Source organism: Streptomyces albospinus (assembly GCF_014648695.1).
In the GTDB taxonomy this organism is placed as follows: domain Bacteria; phylum Actinomycetota; class Actinomycetes; order Streptomycetales; family Streptomycetaceae; genus Streptomyces; species Streptomyces albospinus.
On the sequence record NZ_BMRP01000006.1, the window covers coordinates 124,302 to 141,287 of the forward strand.

Below are 16,986 nucleotides of genomic sequence, written 5' to 3' on the forward strand. Positions count from 1 at the left end.
GTCGAGGTCATGGTCGAGGGTGGCGGCCGGGGCGCGCCGGTGCCGCAGCCGCCGGGGCGGGCGCCGCCGGCGGGCCCAGGGGCATACGGCACCAGTGGGCCCACGGGGCGTCCCGGCGCACTACGGGAGGAGCGACTCCAGGGGAACGGACGGGTCCGCCAGCTTGCCCGGGTCCAACGGGGCGCCGGAGCGGATCAGTTGCTGGACGGTGCCGGTGACGTCCCAGACGTTGACGTTCATGCCCGCCAGCAGGCGTCCCTCGCTGAGCCAGAAGGCGATGAACTCCCGCTTGCCGACGTCGCCGCGGCAGACGACCTGGTCGTACGAGCCGGGCGGGGCGTAGCCGGAGTACTCCATGCCGAGGTCGTACTGGTCGGAGAAGAAGTACGGGATGCGGTCGTAGCTGACGTCCTGGCCGAGCATGGCGCGGGCCGCGGCGGGGCCGCCGTTGAGGGCGTTGGCCCAGTGCTCGACGCGGAGCCGGGTGTCGAGCAGCGGGTGGTCGGCGGCGGCGACGTCGCCGGCGGCGTAGATGTACGGGTCGGAGGTGCGCAGCGCGGCGTCGACGGCGATGCCGCCGCCGTCGGCGCGGTCGACGACGTCGAGGCCGGCCTGTTCGGCGAGGGCGGTGCGCGGGGCGGCGCCGATGGCGGCGAGCACGTCGTGGGCGGGGTGCTCCTCGCCGTCGTCGGTGCGGACGGCCAGCACCATGCCGTCGTGGCCGACGATTTCGGTGAAGCGGGCGCCGAAGTGGAAGCGGACGCCGTGTTCGCGGTGCAGGTCGGTGAAGAGTGCGCCGAGTTCGGGTCCGATGATGCCGTGCAGCGGGGTCGGCTGGGGCTCGACGATGGTGACCTCGGCGCCGTAGGAGCGGGCGGCGGCGGCGACTTCGAGGCCGATCCAGCCGGCGCCGGCGATGACCAGGTGGCCGTTGTCGCGGCCCAGGGAGGCCAGCACGCCGCGCAGCCGTTCGGCGTGCGCGAGGCGGCGCAGGTGGTGCACGCCGGCGAGTCCGGTTCCGGGGATGTCGAGGCGGCGCGGTTCGGCGCCGGTGGCCAGCAGCAGTTTGTCGTAGGCGATGAGGGTGCCGTCGCCCAGCCGCACGGTCTTGGCCGCGGGGTCCAGGTGGACGGCGGGCTGGCCGAGATGGAGTTCGATCTGGGCCTGGGCGTAGAAGGCTGGTTCATGGACGAACACGCTGTCCCGCTCGTCCTTGCCGAGCAGGTACCCCTTGGAGAGCGGGGGCCGCTCGTAGGGGTGGTCGCGCTCGTCGCAGATGAGGATCACCCGGCCGGTGAACCCCTCCGCGCGGAGAGTCTCCGCGGCCTTCGCTCCGGCCAGGCCACCCCCGACGATGACGAACGTCTGGTGTGCGTCGACCACTTGCTTCCTCCTCGTTGCGGTGCCGTACGTCCGCGTCCGCGTCCGTAAACGCCCCCGTTGATGCCCCCCGTTGGTGCTCCCTGCGGTGCGTGCCCCCCGTTGTTCCGCGCGTTCGTGTGCGCTGCCCCGTGCGAATCGTCGTGGACGAGCGTCCCGCACGGAGCGTGATGGGGGAAGAGGGGCTGCCCCCCTAGGGTCACCCTGGGTTGCCCCAACCGTTACCAGGGGGACGGGTGAGACGGGCGTGAAGAGAGCGTGCGGAGGCGTCCGTGAGGGCCGCGATCTGGTCGATGACGGCGCGCATCCGGGCGGTGTCGTCGGCAGCCGCGGCGAACAGCGAACGGAACTGCGGGTCAAGGCCGTCGGGGGCGCGGGCCAGCAGCGCCTCGGCGAGTTCGGCGATGACCACGCGCTGGTCGGCGCGGAGGGCTTCCTGGTCGGGGCGCTGAATGACGTACCGGTCGGCGACCGCTTTGAGAACGGCGCATTCCAGCCGGGTTTCGGCCGGAACCACCAGCTCCGCCGCGTAGCGGGTGAGCCGCCCGGCCCCGTGCCGGGCCCGGGTCGCGCCCTCGGCGGCCTGGCAGAACCGGCCGATCAGCTGGCTGGTGGCGTCCTTGAGGCGGGCCTGGGCGAGCGCCGTGCCGTCGTAGCCGTGCGGCCACCACTCCTGGTCGAGGAGGCGGTCCAGGGCGGCGGCCAGTTCCGCCTCGCCGGCGCCGGGGGCGTAGCGCTCGGCGGCCACCGCGAAGATCTCGGCGCGTTCGGCGTCGGCGAGCAGGACGTTGGGGTCGAGGTGCCCGGCGTGCAGCCCGTCCTCGACGTCGTGCACCGAGTAGGCGACGTCGTCGGACCAGTCCATGACCTGTGCCTCGAAGCTGCGCGCGGCGGGCGGTGCGCCCGCGCGGAACCATGCGTAGACCGGCCGGTCGTCCTCGTAGACGCCGAACTTCGGGGAGCCGGGGTCGTCGGGGTGCCCGCCGCGCGGCCAGGGGTACTTGGTGGCGGCGTCGAGGGCGGCGCGGGTGAGGTTGAGGCCGACGCTGACCGGGCGGCCGTCCGCGGCGGGCACGAACCGCTTGGGCTCCAGCCGGGCCAGCAGCCGCAGCGACTGGGCGTTGCCCTCGAAGCCGCCGCAGGGCGCGGCGACCTCGTTGAGGGCCTGTTCGCCGTTGTGGCCGAAGGGCGGGTGGCCGAGGTCGTGCGCCAGGCAGGCGGTCTCCACCAGGTCCGGGTCGCAGCCGAGGGCGGCGCCCAGTTCCCGGCCGACCTGGGCGCACTCCAGGGAGTGCGTCAGCCGGGTGCGCGGGCTGGCGTCCCAGGCGTGGGTGTGGGTGCCGGGTGTGACGACCTGGGTCTTGCCGGCGAGCCGGCGCAGCGCGGCGGAGTGCAGGACCCGGGCGCGGTCGCGCTGGAAGGCGGTGCGGCCGGGGCGTTTGTCCGGTTCGGGGACCCAGCGGGCGGCGTCGGCCGCGGTGTAGCCAGGTGTTGCCGAGTGCGGTGCCGCGTGCGGAGCGGGGGTCGCCTCCGGGGGCGGCGGGGTGGCCGGTGATGTGCCCGTCATACAGCGACGGTAGCCGCCCTGATGCCCTCGGTGCCGGATCCGGTACGCGCGCTGAGCGCCTGGTCGTAGCGGTGCAGGACGAGCCTGGCCAGCGCGGTGTGGTCGCCCAGGGGTGCGGCGGCGGGCCCGGGGGCGGTCGCCGCGCACTGGTCGGCGAACCGGCCGGGGGCGGTGAAGCAGGCGGCGACGGCTATCCGGCCGGGGGCGTGGCCGCGGGTGGTGAGCGTCCGTATCGCCTCGGGGACGGTGGGGGCGGCGGCGGAGGCGAAGGCGGGGAGGACGGGGATGCCGCCGAGGCGGGCGGAGAGCAGCCGGGCGGTGCGGGCGGTGTCCTCGGCGGAGCGGGGCGCGCGGGAGCCGGCGGCGGCCAGCACGACGGCGCTGCGGGCCCGGGGGCGGGCGGGGAAGCCGGCCTCCAGGAGGCGGCCGTGCAGCGCCTCGGCGAGGAGGGGGTGCCCGCCCAGGGGCGCGGCGATCCGGCCGGTGAGGTGTCCGGCTGCGGCGAGCGCGGCCGGCAGGTCGCGGGTGACGTGGTGGCCGCGGGTGAGGAGCAGCGGGACGAGCACGACCTCGCCGCGCAGTCCGGCGAGGGTGTCGGTGAGCAGCGGCCGGTCGAGTTCGATGTGGCCGAGGTGTACGGGCAGGCCGGGGCGGAGGGCGCGGACGCGGGCGAGGAGGGCCCGGACGGTGGGGGCGGCCTGGGGGTGGCGGCTGCCGTGGGCGACGGCCACGAGGGTCGGCGCGGTCCCGGTGGCCTCGGGCGCGGGGCGGGTCCCGGTGGGGCGCCGGAAGCCGTGCAGGCGGACCGTGCACAGCCGGCTGCTGAGCTGGTCGGTGATCGCGGACGCGAGCTCGGCCGCGCCCACGGGGGCGGCGGGCGGGGTGGCGGGGTCATGCGGATCCGGAACGGGGTGGTGCGGTGTCGGCGCCGTCATGGGCCGAGCCTGGCAAGCGTTCGTTGCGGTTCCGTTTCCCCGGTGGTAACTCCGTGTGCCGCCGGATCTCCGCCGGCCGTGCGCCCCGTGGGAGGTCTCCGCCGCCCGCCCGAAACAGAGCCGATCCGTGCCCGTAACAGGCCCGTACCACGCTGGCGGCATGGACGCCGCGACAGTTGAGACCCACTGCCCGTACTGCGCCCTCCAATGCGGTATGGGTCTGCGGCCCGTCGGCCGGACGGCCGGGCCCGCCGTGGAGGTCGTCGAACGGACCGCCTTCCCCGTGAACCGGGGCGCCCTGTGCGGCAAGGGCCGTACCGCCCCCGAGCTGCTCACCCCGGGTGCGCGGCTGTCCTCCCCCCTGGTGCGGGACGCCGCCACCGGGGAGCTGGTGCCGGCCGGCTGGGACGAGGCCCTGGACCGGGTCGCGGAGGGGCTGCGACGGGCCGGTGCGGCGTACGGGCGGGACGCGGTCGGGGTGTTCGGCGGCGGCGGGCTGACCAACGAGAAGGCGTACACGCTCGGCAAGTTCGCGCGGGTGGTGCTCGGCACCTCGCAGATCGACTACAACGGCCGGTTCTGCATGTCGTCGGCCGCAGCGGCGCACGGCCGGGCGTTCGGGCTGGACCGCGGGCTGCCGTTCCCGCTGGCAGATGTGGCGCGCACCGGGTGCGTCATCCTGGTCGGTTCCAACCTGGCCGAGACGATGCCGCCGGCGCTGCGCTATCTGACCGAGCTGAAGGAGAACGGCGGCCGGCTGATCGTCGTCGACCCGCGCCGCACCCGCACCGCCGAGCAGGCCGATCTGCATCTCGCGCCGCGGCCGGGCACGGATCTGGCGCTGGCGCTGGGGCTGCTGCACCTGGTGGTGGCCCAGGGCCGTACCGACGAGGAGTTCATCGCGGAGCGCACCAGCGGCTGGCCGGAGGCGCGGGCCGCCGTGATGGCGCACTGGCCGGAAATGGTGGAACGCATCACGGGCATACCGGTGCCCCAACTCCGCGCGGCGGTCCGGATGTTCTGCGACGCCCCGTCCTCGATGGTGCTGACGGCGCGCGGCCCGGAGCAGCAGGCGAAGGGCACCGACACCGTGGGGGCGTGGATCAACCTGTGCCTGGCGACCGGGCGGGCGGGCCGGGAGCTGTCCGGTTACGGCTGCCTGACCGGCCAGGGCAACGGCCAGGGGGGACGCGAACACGGCCAGAAGGCCGACCAGTTGCCCGGCTACCGCAAGCTGGACGATCCGGCGGCGCGCCGCCATGTGGCGCAGGTGTGGGGCGTCGAGCCGGACTCGCTCCCGGGTCCGGGGCGCAGCGCGTACGAGCTGTTGGAGGCGCTGGGCGGCGACATCCGGGCGCTGCTGCTGATGGGTTCCAACCCGGTCGTCTCCGCGCCGCGCGCCGCCCATGTGGAGGGGCGGATCCGGTCGCTGGACTTCCTGGCGGTGGCGGACGTGGTGCTGTCCGAGACGGCTCAACTGGCCGATGTGGTGCTGCCGGTCGCCCAGTGGGCGGAGGAGACCGGCACCACGACCAACCTGGAGGGCCGGGTGCTGCTGCGCCGCCGCGCCCTGGACCCGCCGCCCGGGGTCCGTACGGACCTGGAGGTGCTCGGCGGGCTCGCGGCGCGGCTGGGGCACGCCAAGGGCTTTCCGAGCGACCCGGAGGAGGTCTTCGACGAGCTGCGGCGCGCGTCGGCGGGCGGGCCGGCGGACTACTCGGGGATCTCCTACGGGCGGATCGCGGCGGAGGACGGGGTGTTCTGGCCGTGCCCGGCGGAGCCGGTGTCCGGTGGCCGCGGGGAGCCGGCGGGCGCCGCGGAGGCGCCGCCGGTCCCGCACCCCGGGACCCCGCGCCTCTTCCTCGACCGGTTCGCGACGCCCGACGGCCGGGCCCGGTTCGTCCCCGTGGCGCACCGTCCGGCGGCCGAGGAGACCGACGCCGCGTACCCGGTGGTGCTGACCACCGGGCGGGTGCTGGCCCAGTACCAGTCGGGCGCGCAGACCCGCCGGGTGGCCGAGCTGAACGCCGCCGAACCCGGCCCGTACGTCCAGCTCCATCCGCAGCTGGCGGACCGGCTGGGCGTCGCGGACGGCGAGCCGGTGGCGGTGGTCTCCCGGCGCGGCCGGGCGGTCGCGCCGGCCCGGGTGAGCGGGGCGATCCGCCCGGACACGGTGTTCATGCCGTTCCACTGGGCGGGCGAGGGCCGGGCCAACTCCCTGACCAATCCGGCGCTCGACCCGGTGTCCCGGATGCCGGAGTTCAAGGTGTGCGCGGTGCGGCTGGAGCGGGTGGCGCCGGCGTGACCCCGGCCCGCCCGCCCCAACCGGCCTGACGCTCCGTCAGAACGTGTCGAGCTCCTTCAGGTACGCCGCCCGCGTCTCCTCGTCCAGGAAGGAGGCGAGGAAGGAGTTGCGGGCCAGCGTCCGCAGCGTCTCCTCGTCCAGCCCCAGGGCGTCCCGTACGGCGGTGAAGTTGTCGTCCGCGTAGCCGCCGAAGTAGGCCGGGTCGTCGGAGTTGACGGTCACCAGCAGCCCCGCGTCCAGCATCGCGGGCAACGGGTGGTCGGCGAGGTCGTCGACCACCCGCAACCGGACGTTGGAGAGCGGGCAGACGGTCAGCGGAACGCGGTCGGCCACCAGGCGGGCCACCAGCCGCTCGTCCTCAAGGCAGCGCACCCCGTGGTCGATCCGGTCGACGCCGAGGAGGTCCAGCGCCTCCCAGACGTACGCGGCCGGGCCCTCCTCCCCCGCGTGGGCCACGCACTTGAGCCCGGCCTGCCGCGCCAGCTCGTAGACCTCCCGGAACTTCGACGGCGGGTGCCCGACCTCGGCCGAGTCCAGGCCGACGGCGGTGATCCGGTCGAGGTACGGGCGGGCCGCCTCGAAGGTCTCCAGGGCCGAGTCGGCGCTCTCGTCCCGCAGGAAGCACATGATCAGCCGGGTGGTGATGCCGTGGTTCTCCTCGGCGGCGTCCAGGGCGCGGGACAGCCCGCGGACGACGGTCCCGATGGGGACGCCGCGGGCGGTGTGCGCCTGCGGGTCGAAGAAGATCTCGGCGTGCCGGACGCCCTGCTCCTTGGCGCGCGCCAGATAGGCGTCGGCCAGGTCGGCGAAGTCGTCCTCGGTGCGAAGGACCGCCATCAGCGCGTAGTAGAGGTTCAGGAAGGACTGGAGGTCGCTGAAGGAGTAGGCGCGGCGGAGGTCGTCCTCGGTGGCGTACGGCAGGGTGACGCCGTTGCGTTCGGCGAGCGCGAAGGCCAGTCCGGGCTCCAGGGTGCCCTCGATGTGGAGATGCAGTTCGGCCTTGGGGAGGGGGCGGTGGGCGGGGGCACTCGGGGAGTTGGAAGGCACTCGGGTCACACCTGTTCTGCTCTGCGGGAGGCCCGCTCCGGGGTACCGGAAGCACCGGTTCCGCGATACGGGAGGAGTCGTCAGGTTATCTGTGGCTATCCGGGGTTTCCTGCCGGGTGTCCGGGACGCCCGGTCCAGTCGCCGCCCGCCATCGGCGTCCCGGTGGCCCGCAGCCGGGCGGCCAGCGGTTCTGCCGCCAGGTAGACCCAGGCCCGTACGGTCCCGCCGTCCGCGCGGACCGCCTCGACGGCCACCCGCTCGTAGAGGTTGCGGCCGCTCCCCGCGGCGCCGGGGGTGTAGCCCTCCAGCCGGTCCAGCGCGGCGCGCACCTCCTCGTAATCGGCGGCGCGCGGCAGCACCAGCGCGCCGTGCACGACCGCGTCGGCGGGTCCGGCGACGGCGTACGGGTATCCAGGGCCCTCGTAGAGCAGCGCCCCGCCGATGCGGGCCGGCTCCTCGGAGGCGGTCCGGCCGCGCAGCGTCCGGGCGTGGTTGGCCTCGCCGGGGCGCAGTGTCCCGTAGACGAAGAACGGCAGGCGCTCGTCCTCGATGGTCATCGGCGGCGGTCCTCTCCACGCTGGCGAACGGAGACCCGGCCACGGCGTCATGGCCTCTGACGACATCGTCCCCCTTGCTGCAACCGCGCCGGCCCGCCGCACGTCGCAGCCTGCGACATCGCCCACGGGCGGCAGGCCACGGACGGGGGCGGGAATGCGGGAGCGGCGGGCAGAACTGCCGGGGCTCATACGGCGCGTACGGATGGCGGGTATCCGGGCGGTGCGGGGCGTGCGCGCACCGCGGTGGCTGCCGCGCCCGCGGATCCCGCGGACCCGGCGCGGGCAACGGCGCGCGTTCCAGGCGCTCGTGGTGCTCACCGTGCTCGCCCTGGCGCCCGCGACCTGGCTGAACGCCACCGCGGGCCCGCGTGTCCGCTCCGTCGCGGCGGCGCCCGCCGCCCCCGTGGCCGTGGTCTTCGGCGCCGGCCTGTGGAACGGCGAGCCGTCCCCGTATCTCGCCCACCGGCTGGACGCCGCGGTGCGGCTCTACGGCCGCGGTACCGTCCGCGCCATCCTGGTCACCGGCGACAACAGCCGGCACGACTACGACGAACCGGACGCGATGCGCGGCTACCTGGTGCGGCACGGCATCCCGGCCCGCAGGATCGTCAGCGACTACGCGGGCTTCGACACCTGGAACTCCTGCACCCGCGCGCACCGCGTCTTCGGCGTGGACCGGGCGGTGCTGGTCAGCCAGGGCTTCCACATCCGGCGCGCGCTGGCACTGTGCAGGGCGGCCGGCATCGAGTCGTACGGGGTCGGGGTCGCCGCCGACCACGACGTGACCTGGGCGTACGGCGGCGTGCGGGAGATCTTCGCGGCGGGGAAGGCGGCGGCGGACGCGCTGCTGCGGCCCGATCCGCAGTTCCTCGGCCCGAAGGAGAAGGGCCTGACGGAGGCGCTGCACTGACGGCACACGCCTCCGGTCACGGCCCCGCCCCCGACCTGGGGGCCCCTAGAGGAGCCCCCCACCTCCGTCCGAACCCTGCGCGTTCGGCCCGCTCGACCCGCTCTGCGAGCCGTCCGCGCTCGGCGAACCCTGCGAGTCGTCCGTGCTCGGCACGTTCTGCGCGCTGTCCGTACTCGGCGACCCCTGCGCGTTGTCCGCATTCGGAGAGTTCTGCGCGCTGTCCGTACTCGGAGAGTTCTGCGCGCTGTCCGTACTCGGAGAGTTCTGCGCGTTGTCCGTGTTCGACGAGCCCTGCGCGTTGTCCGTGCCCGGCCCGCCGTGAGCGCTCTGCTGGCTCTGCCCGCTGTGCTGGCCCGGTGTGCTCTGCGCGCGCTGTGCCTTCTGCGCGCTCTGCTCACTCTGTGCGCTCTCCTTGACGGCGCGGTTGTAGAGGCTGCGGATCTCCTTCCCGAAGTACGGGCTGTAGGAGACCCGGTCGTTGTGCGGCCCGCTGGGGCCGCCGCCGTTGACACCGCCGATGACGCCGATGAGCCGGCCGGTCCGGGTGTGCTCGTCGAAGTTGGCCAGCCAGGGGCTGCCGGAGGTGCCGCCGAAGAACCCGCCGCAGTCGAGGCGGAGTTCGCGGGTGCCGGACAGGCGGCTGGTGCGGGCGTCGCAGCGTACGGCGCGGTCCGCCGGGTCGCTGTGCGCGCTGGGGTAGCCGATGACGCTGACCTGGTTGCGGTAACCGGGCGTCTCGGTCAGGACGTTGCCGCTGGTGACGGACTCGATCATCCGCCCGTTGTCGTCCGGGGCGACGGTGGCGAACGCGAAGTCGAGGTCGGCGCCGGCCCCGCTGGTGCCGCGGTCCGAGTACGCGAAGGTGTCTTCGATGGCCCACACCCCGTAGGGCTGGGAGTCCGCACCCGACTGGTACTGCGGGACGAACGCGGCGCGGGCGCCCGGGTTGCAGTGCCCGGCGGTGAGGAGCAGGTTGCCGTGCGGGCTGTGCACCACACTGGCGGTGCAGTGGTGCTCGCGCGCCTCCCCGTCGACGGAGAACAGCACGCCGACGGACGGGATGCCGTCGAAGTGCCGGGCGGTCGGAGCGATTTGCGGCGAGGCGTCGCTCTGCTGGCTGTCGCCCTCGGGCGGTGCGGCATCGGCCATCCGCTGCGGTGTCCAGTAGGCGGCGGCGTCCTTGCTGGTCCAGGTGGCGTGCGGGCGGGACTGGTGGCCGTGGGACACCTGGCCGCCGGGGCCGGGGTCGGCCGCATGACTCTCGGGGGACGCGGCGAGGCACAGGGTCATCCCCAGGGCGAGCGTCGCCACCCTCCCCCACCGGCAGCGCAGCCGCCGGCGGTGCACAACGGCGGCTCCCGCCGCAACGGCCTTCGACATAGGGGCTGGTAGTGCCACGTCAGCTCGTCTCCTCTGCGACCCAGGCGAGATAGCCGGCGCCGCCGTGCGTGACCGGAGTGGCGATGATCTCCGGAGTCTCGTAGTCGTGAGCGGCGAGGAGGTAGGTCTCCAGCGCCGCGTACCGCGCGCTCGCCGTCTTGAACAGCACCTGCCACTCCTGGTTGGTCTCCACGGCGCCGTTCCAGCGGAAGACCGAGGTCACCGGCGCGCTGATCTGCGCACAGGCGGCGAGCCTCGCCTCGATCGCACCGCGCGCCAGCCGCTCGGCCTTCTGCTCGCTGTCGATGGTCGTCATGACGGTCAGAAAACGCGCCGGCTGCCCGGCAGGAGCCGGCACGGCAGGCGGTTGGTTCAGGGCGGTCGGGTCGGCCACGGTCACGCACCCTTCGCGGTCGGGGTGGGGGGTAGTACCAGTACGAAGCACATGCGATCCTCGACGCTCATTCCTCGGCGTCCTGTGTCCACTGTTCGATCCTTTGTCGCCGATCTCCGGTCGCGAGTCATTGATCTCCGGTCATCGGTCGTCGGTCGCCCCCGTCCCGTCGCCGGGCGTCGACCTCCGGGCATCGTCCTCCGGGCATCGATCTTCAGCCATCGATCTTTCTATCTTTCGATCAAGGATCGCCTCGCATCGTACGGATCTTGATGATCAACTGGCGCGCGGCGGGCCGCTACCCGCGCCCAAGCACCCGGACGCCCCATTCCCGTTCGTATCCGCCGACCCCGCGCCCGAACGCCCCGGTTGCGCCCTGCGGGTCAGGGACAACGATGGAGAGGGGAGTCCCCGCCGCCGGCCCGCACTCGAAAGGCGAGCGCCATGGAGAATCTCGAAACCCTCATCCGCGACCAACTCGACGACGCCCGCGCCTCCGCGCACGGACGCAGCGCTCACCTGTTCCTGCACGACGGCCCGCTGCGCCAGACCGTGATCGCGCTGCTGGCCGGCACCTCGCTGGACGAGCACAACGCGCCTCCGGCGGCCAGCCTCCACGTGCTGCGCGGCCGGGTCCGGCTGACCTGGGCCGGCGGCGGCCAGGTGCTGATCGCCGGGCAGGTCACGGCGATTCCGCACACCCGGCACGGCCTGGCGGCCCTCGACGACTCGGTGGTGCTGCTGACCGCCGTGACGGCGGTGCGCGAACCGGCGCCGGGAGTTCCCGCGGGCGCGGCGGCCCGGGGCTGACGCCGGACACCGCCAGGGCACGGCCGTCCGCCATTTTCACTCTTCACATTTTTCTGAATGTTCCGTACCATCGAATCATGACCGCCACGAAACCGAAGGTGCAGCTGACCGGGGTGAAGGAGACCCTCCTCGCCACGCTCTACGGCCGCGCGGTCGACAGCCGCGCGAAGAAGCCGATACTCGGCGACGCCATGGCGGTCGACACCGTGCGCCGCCTCGACTACGACTTCCGCAGGCTCCGGATGGGCGCCGGCGCCGCGGCCGGAGTCGCCCTCCGCGCCCGGCAGTTGGACGTGTGGACGGCCCGCTTCCTCGCCCGGCACGAGGACGAGGAAGCGGCGGTGGTGCATCTGGGCTGCGGCCTCGACACCCGCATCTACCGCCTCGACCCCGGCCCCGGGGTGCGCTGGTACGACGTCGACTTCCCGGAGGTCATAGACCTGCGCCGGCAGCTCTATCCGGAGCGCCCCGGACACACCGAGATACCGACGTCCGTCACGGCCCCGGACTGGATGGACGAGCTCCCGTGCGACCGGCCGACGATGATCGTCGCCGAGGGCCTGCTGATGTACCTCACCGAGGGGGACGTCACCGCGCTCCTCCGCCGCCTGATGGCCCACGCCCCCAGCGGCGAGCTGGCCTTCGACGCCTTCAGCCCGTTCGCCGTCCGCGCGGCGCGCCTCAACTCCGTCATCGTCAAGACGGGCTCGACGCTCCACTGGGGCACGGACGCGGGCGGTATATCCCGGCTGAGCCCCCGGCTGGAGATCGTCGAGAACGTCAGCGCCATGGACCTGCCGGGGATCGAGAAGCTGCCCGCCGTCTACCGCGCGGCGGCCCGGGTCGCGGCGCGGATCCCCGGCGGCCTGCGGGACATGTCGCGGCTCTACAACTGCCGGTTCTGAAACCGCCGCCGTTGCCGCTGTTGCAGGGCCGCCGCAACCGGGACCGCCGCCGTGTCACGCCGGGGCATCGGCGGGCTCGCGCCCGGGCGACGGTGGGAGGCGTCAGGCCGCCAGCCACTGGTCGTAGACCAGCTTGCAGAGAAGAGCGACAACGACGATGACGAGCACACCGCGCACGAACCCGGCGCCACGCTTGAGGGCCATCCTGGCGCCGACCGTGCCGCCGACGAGGTTGAACAGGGCCAGCAGCGCACCCAGTTGCCACAGCACGGTGCCCTGGATGGCGAACATCGTCAGCGCGCCGATGTTGGTGCAGACGTTGATGACCTTGGCGGTGGCGGAGGAGGTGACCAGGTCCATGTGGAGGAGCGCGGCCAGCGCGATAACGAGGAAGGCGCCGGTGCCGGGGCCGATCAGCCCGTCGTAGAAGCCGATTCCCAGGCCCGCGACGAGGATGGCCGCCAGTACGCGCCGCCGGGTCACCGGGCCCGAGGGCGCGGGGGCGGTGCCGAAGGCCGGGCGGAAGAGGACGAAGGCGAGGACACCCAGGAGGACGGCCATGATCAGCGGGCGGAGCACCGCGCTGTTGATACCGGCCGCGAAGAACGCCCCGGTCAGCGATCCGGCGAGCGCGGCGGCGCCGATCCGCAGGGCGATGCCGAAGTCGATCGGCGCCTTGCGGACATAGGTCACGGCGGCTGCGGAGGTGCCGACGATGGCGGTGGACTTGTTGGTGCCGAGGACGAACGCGGCGGGCGTATGTGGAAGGCCGACCAGCAGCGCCGGGAGCAGCAGCAGCCCGCCGCCGCCCACCACCGCATCGATCCAGCCTGCGGCGAGGGCGGCCAGGCAGAGCAGGGTCAGCGTGAAGAGCGATATGTCAGGAGGCACCTGGTGATCTTATGAAGGGGGCGCGGCTCCGGACCTCGGATTATTGCTGTCCGGGATGCCGCCTAGGCTCCGGTCCATGGATACGGAAGAGAATGTGTCTCCTGTGTCTCCGGAACCGGAGTTCGCGATCGGGGGGAGCCTGACCGTGCGGCGGCTGGGGTTCGGCACCGGCGGGCTCGTCGGTCCCGGGTACTGGGGCCCGCGCCATGACGACCCGCGGCAAGCCGTCGCACTGCTGCGCCGGGCCGTCGAGCGCGGGGTGACGCTGATCGACACCGCCGACAACTACGGTCCGGACATCGCCGAGGAGTTGGTGGCGCAGGCGCTGCACCCGTATCCGGACGACCTGGTGATCGCGACCAAGGGCGGGGTGGTGCGCACGGGACCGGACCTCTGGCATATCGCCGGGCGGCCGGAGGAGCTGCGCGCCATGTGCGACGCGAGCCTGCGGCGGCTGCGCACGGACACCATCGATCTGTACCAGCTGCACCGGCTGGACCCCGAGGTGCCGATGGCCGACCAGCTGGGCACCCTGCGGGAGCTCCAACAGGCCGGGAAGATCCGGCACATCGGGCTGGACAGCATCGGGGCGGCGGAACTCGCACGGGCGCAGGAGCTGGCCCCGATCGCGTCGGTGCAGAACCGCTACAACCTCCTGGACCGCGCCTCGGAGGACGTACTGGAGCTGTGCGAGAAGGGAGGGACGGCGTTTCTGCCGTGGTTCCCACTGGGGAACGGGGCGCTGACGGGGGAAGCGGGCGAGGTGGTCGCCGCGGTCGCCGCCGGGCACGGCGCGACCACGGGGCAGATCGCGCTGGCCTGGCTGCTGCACCGCTCCCCCGTCCTGCTGCCGACACCCGGTACGGGCTCGCCCGCCCATCTGGACGAGAACCTGGACGCGGTACGGATCGCGCTCACGGAAGAGGAGTTGGCGCGGCTCGACGCGGTGGCGGAGGGCCCGGACGTGCGGACGCGGTGACGGGCGCCCACCGTCGCCTACCCTCCTACCGCCCCTTGCGGCGGCAGACCTCACACGGGAACGGGCACGGCTTCACGGCCTCCCCCGCGGGCACGTGGACCACGGCGGGCGGCGGCTTCGGCAGCCGGGCGCCCCGGCTCTTCGCGATCCGGTGCACCTCAGCGAGCGAGTCCGTCAACTCCACGGTCAGCAGCTGGAGTTCCCCGGACGTCCAGGCACGCCCGGCGAGCACGCGCCGTGACTCGTCGATGAGGTCGGCGGCCGAGTCGAGTTGTGCCGCCTCGATGCTGTCGGCGATACGGGACACGGGTCCGGTGCCGTCGCCCACGACGAAACAGGCCTTGCCGTCCGCACTCGACCACGGCAGAAGCCGCGCGGTAGCGTCGGTCATGTCGTCAACCTCCAGGGGGTTGGTGGCCACGCCCCCGGACCGGTCGCGCGGTCGCGGGGGTCCTGGCTTTGCGTACGGGGTGTAGCCATTCGGTCACGCTGACAACGCAACAGGCAATAGAGTGGGGTCACTTAAACGGCAGTGCTTACATCAACTGCCTGCGGCGATGCTGACCGCGACCACAGAACGAGAGGTCACAGCATTGGACGAGACGAACCCACGCGAACACTTCAATCCGCTCCAACGCTTCGGACTCGACGTCAAGCGGGTTCGCCTGGGGCGCAAGCTCACGCAGAAGCGCTTAGGCGAGGCCACGGGCTACTCCTATGCGTACGTCAGCATGGTGGAGTCCGGGAAGGTGAAGGCCAGCGAGAAGTTCGCCGACGGCTGCGATCTCGCGTTCGGGACGAACGGGCTCTTCGCGGGCATGCTGCGAAGGATCGACGAAGGGGACCACCCGTCGTGGTTCGTCCCGTACCTGGATCTGGAGCGGAAGGCGACGCGGATACTGGCCTACTCGACGAACCTCGTAACAGGCATCGTGCAGACGGCGGACTACGCAAGGGCCGTCTTCCGCGTAGCCAACCCACGGGCAAGTGCGGACGGGATCGAGGACAAGGTTGCCGCGCGACTACGGCGACGTGAGGTGTTCGAGCGGGACACACCCCCGCGCCTGTGGGTCATCCTTCATGAGGCGTGTCTGCGAACCGTCGTCGGGAGTGCCGACGTCATGGCAGGGCAGCTCGACTACCTGCTGACGGTGGCTGCATCACCGCAAGTGGAACTCCAAGTCATGCCGTTCCCGGCGGGTATTCCGGCCACGTCCACGATGCCCTTCGTCGTGTTGCGCTTCTTGGACTCCCCCACCGTGTTGTACACGGAGACCCGGGTAGGTGGCAGGATGCATGATTCCGCACAAACGGTCGACGCCGCCCTGGATGATTTCGATCTGCTCAGGGCGCACGCGTTGGCCCCGGACCAATCACTGGCTCTGATCAAGAAACTGCTGAAGGAGTACCAAGCATGAGCCCCGACTTGGATCTCACCGCCGCCACGTGGATCAAGTCGTCCTACAGCGAAGGCAACGGCGGGGAGTGCATCGAGTTCACCCGAGACTTCGCCTGGATCAAGTCCTCCTACAGCGAAGGCAACGGCGGAGACTGCATCGAGTTCTCCCCCGCCCACTCCACAACCCACGGCGTCGTCCCCGTCCGCGACAGCAAGGTTCCGGACGGGCCCGCGATCGTGGTTTCCGCGGCGAGGTGGTCCTCGTTCGTCGCCGCGGTCAAGAACGGCGGGCTCCCTGGGTAAGGAGCCCCTATGAACCTTCGTGACGACGCCCGCGCGCTCTCCGACGACCTCGTACAGCTGCGCCGTTCGCTGCACCGGATCCCCGAGACCGGACTGGATCTGCCCCGTACGCAGGAGGCCGTACTGGCCGAACTGGACGGGCTGCCCCTGGAGTTGAGCACGGGTGACGGGCTCAGCTCGGTGACGGCGGTGTTGCGCGGCGCGGCGCCGGGGCCGACCGTGCTGCTGCGCGGTGACATGGACGCGCTGCCGGTCGCCGAGCGCACCGGGCTCGACTTCGCCGCCGACAACGGCCGGATGCACGCGTGCGGCCACGATCTGCACACGACCATGCTGACCGGCGCGGCCAGGCTGCTCGCCGCGCACCGCGACCGGCTCGCGGGCGATGTGCTGTTCATGTTCCAGCCCGGCGAGGAGGGTTACGACGGCGCCCGGCACATGCTGGCCGAGGGGCTGCTGGACGCGGCCGGGCAGCGGCCGGTGGCGGCGTACGCCATCCATGTGCTGTCCGCGGGGGTGCCGAGCGGCGTGTTCGGGACCCGGGGCGGGCCGGCGCTGTCGGCGTCGAACGTGCTGCGGGTGACCGTACGGGGCGAGGGCGGGCACGGGTCGATGCCGCACCGCGCCAAGGACCCGGTGCAGGCCGGGTGCGCGATGGTGACCGCGTTGCAGGCGTGGATCACCCGTACCTTCGACGTGTTCGACCCGGTGATCCTGACCGTGGGCACGTTCCATGCCGGGACGAAGCAGAACGTCATCCCGGACACCGCGGTCTTCGAGGCGACGGTGCGCAGCTTCTCGGACCGGGCGCAGGCGCGGGTCAAGGACGGCACCGTGGAGGTGTGCCGGGGGATCGCCGCGGCCTACGGGGTGGGCGTGGACGCGGAGTTCAGCGAGGTGTATCCGATCACCGTCAACGACGACGCGGCGGCGGACTTCGCGGCGGACACCGTGCGCGAGGTGCTCGGCGAGGAGCGGTACGCGCCGATGCGGCAGCCGCTCCAGGGATCGGAGGACTTCTCGCGGGTGCTGGCGGAGGTGCCCGGCGCGATGCTGGTCCTGGGTGCTCCGCCGGCCGGTGCCGACCCGGAGCGGAGCGCCAACAACCATTCCCCGCTGGCCGAGTTCGACGATGCGGTGCTGGCCGACGGGGCGGCGGTGTACGCGGAGCTGGCGGCGCGGCGGCTGGCCGTGTGACGGGAGTGACGGAACTGCCGCCCACCG

The 16,986-nt window shown here is 72.9% G+C and carries 17 protein-coding genes; 8 read left to right on the forward strand and 9 right to left on the reverse strand.

Features of this window, described 5'->3' with window-relative positions; translation table 11 throughout:
• Nucleotides 1-120: 120 nt before the first annotated feature.
• From IEZ17_RS11200 to IEZ17_RS11210, 3 genes are all read right to left on the reverse strand, one after another.
• Complete coding sequence (locus IEZ17_RS11200; RefSeq protein WP_189299041.1) at nucleotides 121-1,383, reverse strand: NAD(P)/FAD-dependent oxidoreductase; 1,263 nt, start codon at nucleotides 1,381-1,383, stop codon at nucleotides 121-123.
• A 196-nt stretch (nucleotides 1,384-1,579) separates the two neighbouring features.
• Nucleotides 1,580-2,947, reverse strand: a complete 1,368-nt coding sequence (locus tag IEZ17_RS11205) for a deoxyguanosinetriphosphate triphosphohydrolase (protein ID WP_189299044.1) — start codon at nucleotides 2,945-2,947, stop codon at nucleotides 1,580-1,582.
• A complete protein-coding gene (locus IEZ17_RS11210) occupies nucleotides 2,944-3,882 on the reverse strand; it encodes a sirohydrochlorin chelatase (RefSeq protein WP_189299046.1) in 939 nt (312 codons plus the stop codon). Before IEZ17_RS11210 ends, IEZ17_RS11205 begins: the two co-directional genes overlap by 4 nt.
• Nucleotides 3,883-4,042: 160 nt before the next feature.
• Here IEZ17_RS11210 and IEZ17_RS11215 point away from each other — a divergent pair, with 160 nt between their 5' ends.
• Nucleotides 4,043-6,187: a molybdopterin oxidoreductase family protein gene (locus IEZ17_RS11215; protein ID WP_189299048.1), complete on the forward strand. Its 2,145-nt coding sequence runs from the start codon at nucleotides 4,043-4,045 to the stop codon at nucleotides 6,185-6,187.
• Between the two features lie 36 nt (nucleotides 6,188-6,223).
• Here the strand turns inward: IEZ17_RS11215 and IEZ17_RS11220 are convergent, their stop codons facing one another.
• On the reverse strand, nucleotides 6,224-7,234 hold the full coding sequence (locus tag IEZ17_RS11220) for an adenosine deaminase (RefSeq protein ID WP_373299786.1): 1,011 nt from the start codon (nucleotides 7,232-7,234) through the stop codon (nucleotides 6,224-6,226).
• A gap of 95 nt (nucleotides 7,235-7,329) precedes the next feature.
• Entirely contained in the window at nucleotides 7,330-7,791 is a 462-nt protein-coding gene (locus IEZ17_RS11225) for a gamma-glutamylcyclotransferase family protein (RefSeq protein WP_189299052.1), read from the reverse strand.
• 202 nt (nucleotides 7,792-7,993) lie between these two features.
• On the opposite strand from IEZ17_RS11225, the gene IEZ17_RS11230 reads away from it, so the two are divergent.
• Nucleotides 7,994-8,701 (forward strand): SanA/YdcF family protein, encoded by a 708-nt coding sequence (locus IEZ17_RS11230; protein WP_189299054.1) that lies wholly within the window; start codon nucleotides 7,994-7,996, stop codon nucleotides 8,699-8,701.
• Between the two features lie 45 nt (nucleotides 8,702-8,746).
• Here IEZ17_RS11230 and IEZ17_RS11235 read toward each other — a convergent pair whose 3' ends face one another.
• A complete protein-coding gene (locus IEZ17_RS11235) occupies nucleotides 8,747-10,099 on the reverse strand; it encodes a trypsin-like serine peptidase (RefSeq protein WP_189299056.1) in 1,353 nt (450 codons plus the stop codon).
• 1 nt (nucleotide 10,100) lies between these two features.
• Nucleotides 10,101-10,475: a divalent-cation tolerance protein CutA gene (gene cutA / locus IEZ17_RS11240; protein ID WP_189299058.1), complete on the reverse strand. Its 375-nt coding sequence runs from the start codon at nucleotides 10,473-10,475 to the stop codon at nucleotides 10,101-10,103.
• A gap of 444 nt (nucleotides 10,476-10,919) precedes the next feature.
• On the opposite strand from cutA, the gene IEZ17_RS11245 reads away from it, so the two are divergent.
• The gene (locus tag IEZ17_RS11245; RefSeq protein ID WP_189299060.1) at nucleotides 10,920-11,285 is read left to right on the forward strand and encodes a cupin domain-containing protein; all 366 of its coding nucleotides are present in this window, start codon (nucleotides 10,920-10,922) and stop codon (nucleotides 11,283-11,285) included.
• Nucleotides 11,286-11,362: 77 nt separating this feature from the next.
• The gene (locus IEZ17_RS11250) at nucleotides 11,363-12,190 is read left to right on the forward strand and encodes a class I SAM-dependent methyltransferase (protein WP_189299062.1); all 828 of its coding nucleotides are present in this window, start codon (nucleotides 11,363-11,365) and stop codon (nucleotides 12,188-12,190) included.
• 102 nt (nucleotides 12,191-12,292) lie between these two features.
• On the opposite strand, the gene IEZ17_RS11255 is transcribed toward IEZ17_RS11250, so the two are convergent.
• Entirely contained in the window at nucleotides 12,293-13,081 is a 789-nt protein-coding gene (locus IEZ17_RS11255) for a sulfite exporter TauE/SafE family protein (protein ID WP_189299064.1), read from the reverse strand.
• A 76-nt stretch (nucleotides 13,082-13,157) separates the two neighbouring features.
• Here IEZ17_RS11255 and IEZ17_RS11260 point away from each other — a divergent pair, with 76 nt between their 5' ends.
• Entirely contained in the window at nucleotides 13,158-14,060 is a 903-nt protein-coding gene (locus tag IEZ17_RS11260) for an aldo/keto reductase (RefSeq protein WP_189299066.1), read from the forward strand.
• Nucleotides 14,061-14,085: 25 nt separating this feature from the next.
• Here the strand turns inward: IEZ17_RS11260 and IEZ17_RS11265 are convergent, their stop codons facing one another.
• A complete protein-coding gene (locus IEZ17_RS11265) occupies nucleotides 14,086-14,451 on the reverse strand; it encodes a hypothetical protein (RefSeq protein WP_229852153.1) in 366 nt (121 codons plus the stop codon).
• Between the two features lie 166 nt (nucleotides 14,452-14,617).
• Between IEZ17_RS11265 and IEZ17_RS11270 the strand changes: the two genes are divergently transcribed.
• From IEZ17_RS11270 to IEZ17_RS11280, 3 genes are read left to right on the forward strand one after another with little or no spacing between them, the layout of a single operon-like run.
• On the forward strand, nucleotides 14,618-15,478 hold the full coding sequence (locus tag IEZ17_RS11270; protein ID WP_189299068.1) for a helix-turn-helix domain-containing protein: 861 nt from the start codon (nucleotides 14,618-14,620) through the stop codon (nucleotides 15,476-15,478).
• Entirely contained in the window at nucleotides 15,475-15,762 is a 288-nt protein-coding gene (locus IEZ17_RS11275) for a DUF397 domain-containing protein (RefSeq protein ID WP_189299070.1), read from the forward strand. Before IEZ17_RS11270 ends, IEZ17_RS11275 begins: the two co-directional genes overlap by 4 nt.
• 9 nt (nucleotides 15,763-15,771) lie before the next feature.
• On the forward strand, nucleotides 15,772-16,959 hold the full coding sequence (locus tag IEZ17_RS11280; protein WP_189299072.1) for a M20 metallopeptidase family protein: 1,188 nt from the start codon (nucleotides 15,772-15,774) through the stop codon (nucleotides 16,957-16,959).
• Nucleotides 16,960-16,986 lie beyond the last annotated feature (27 nt).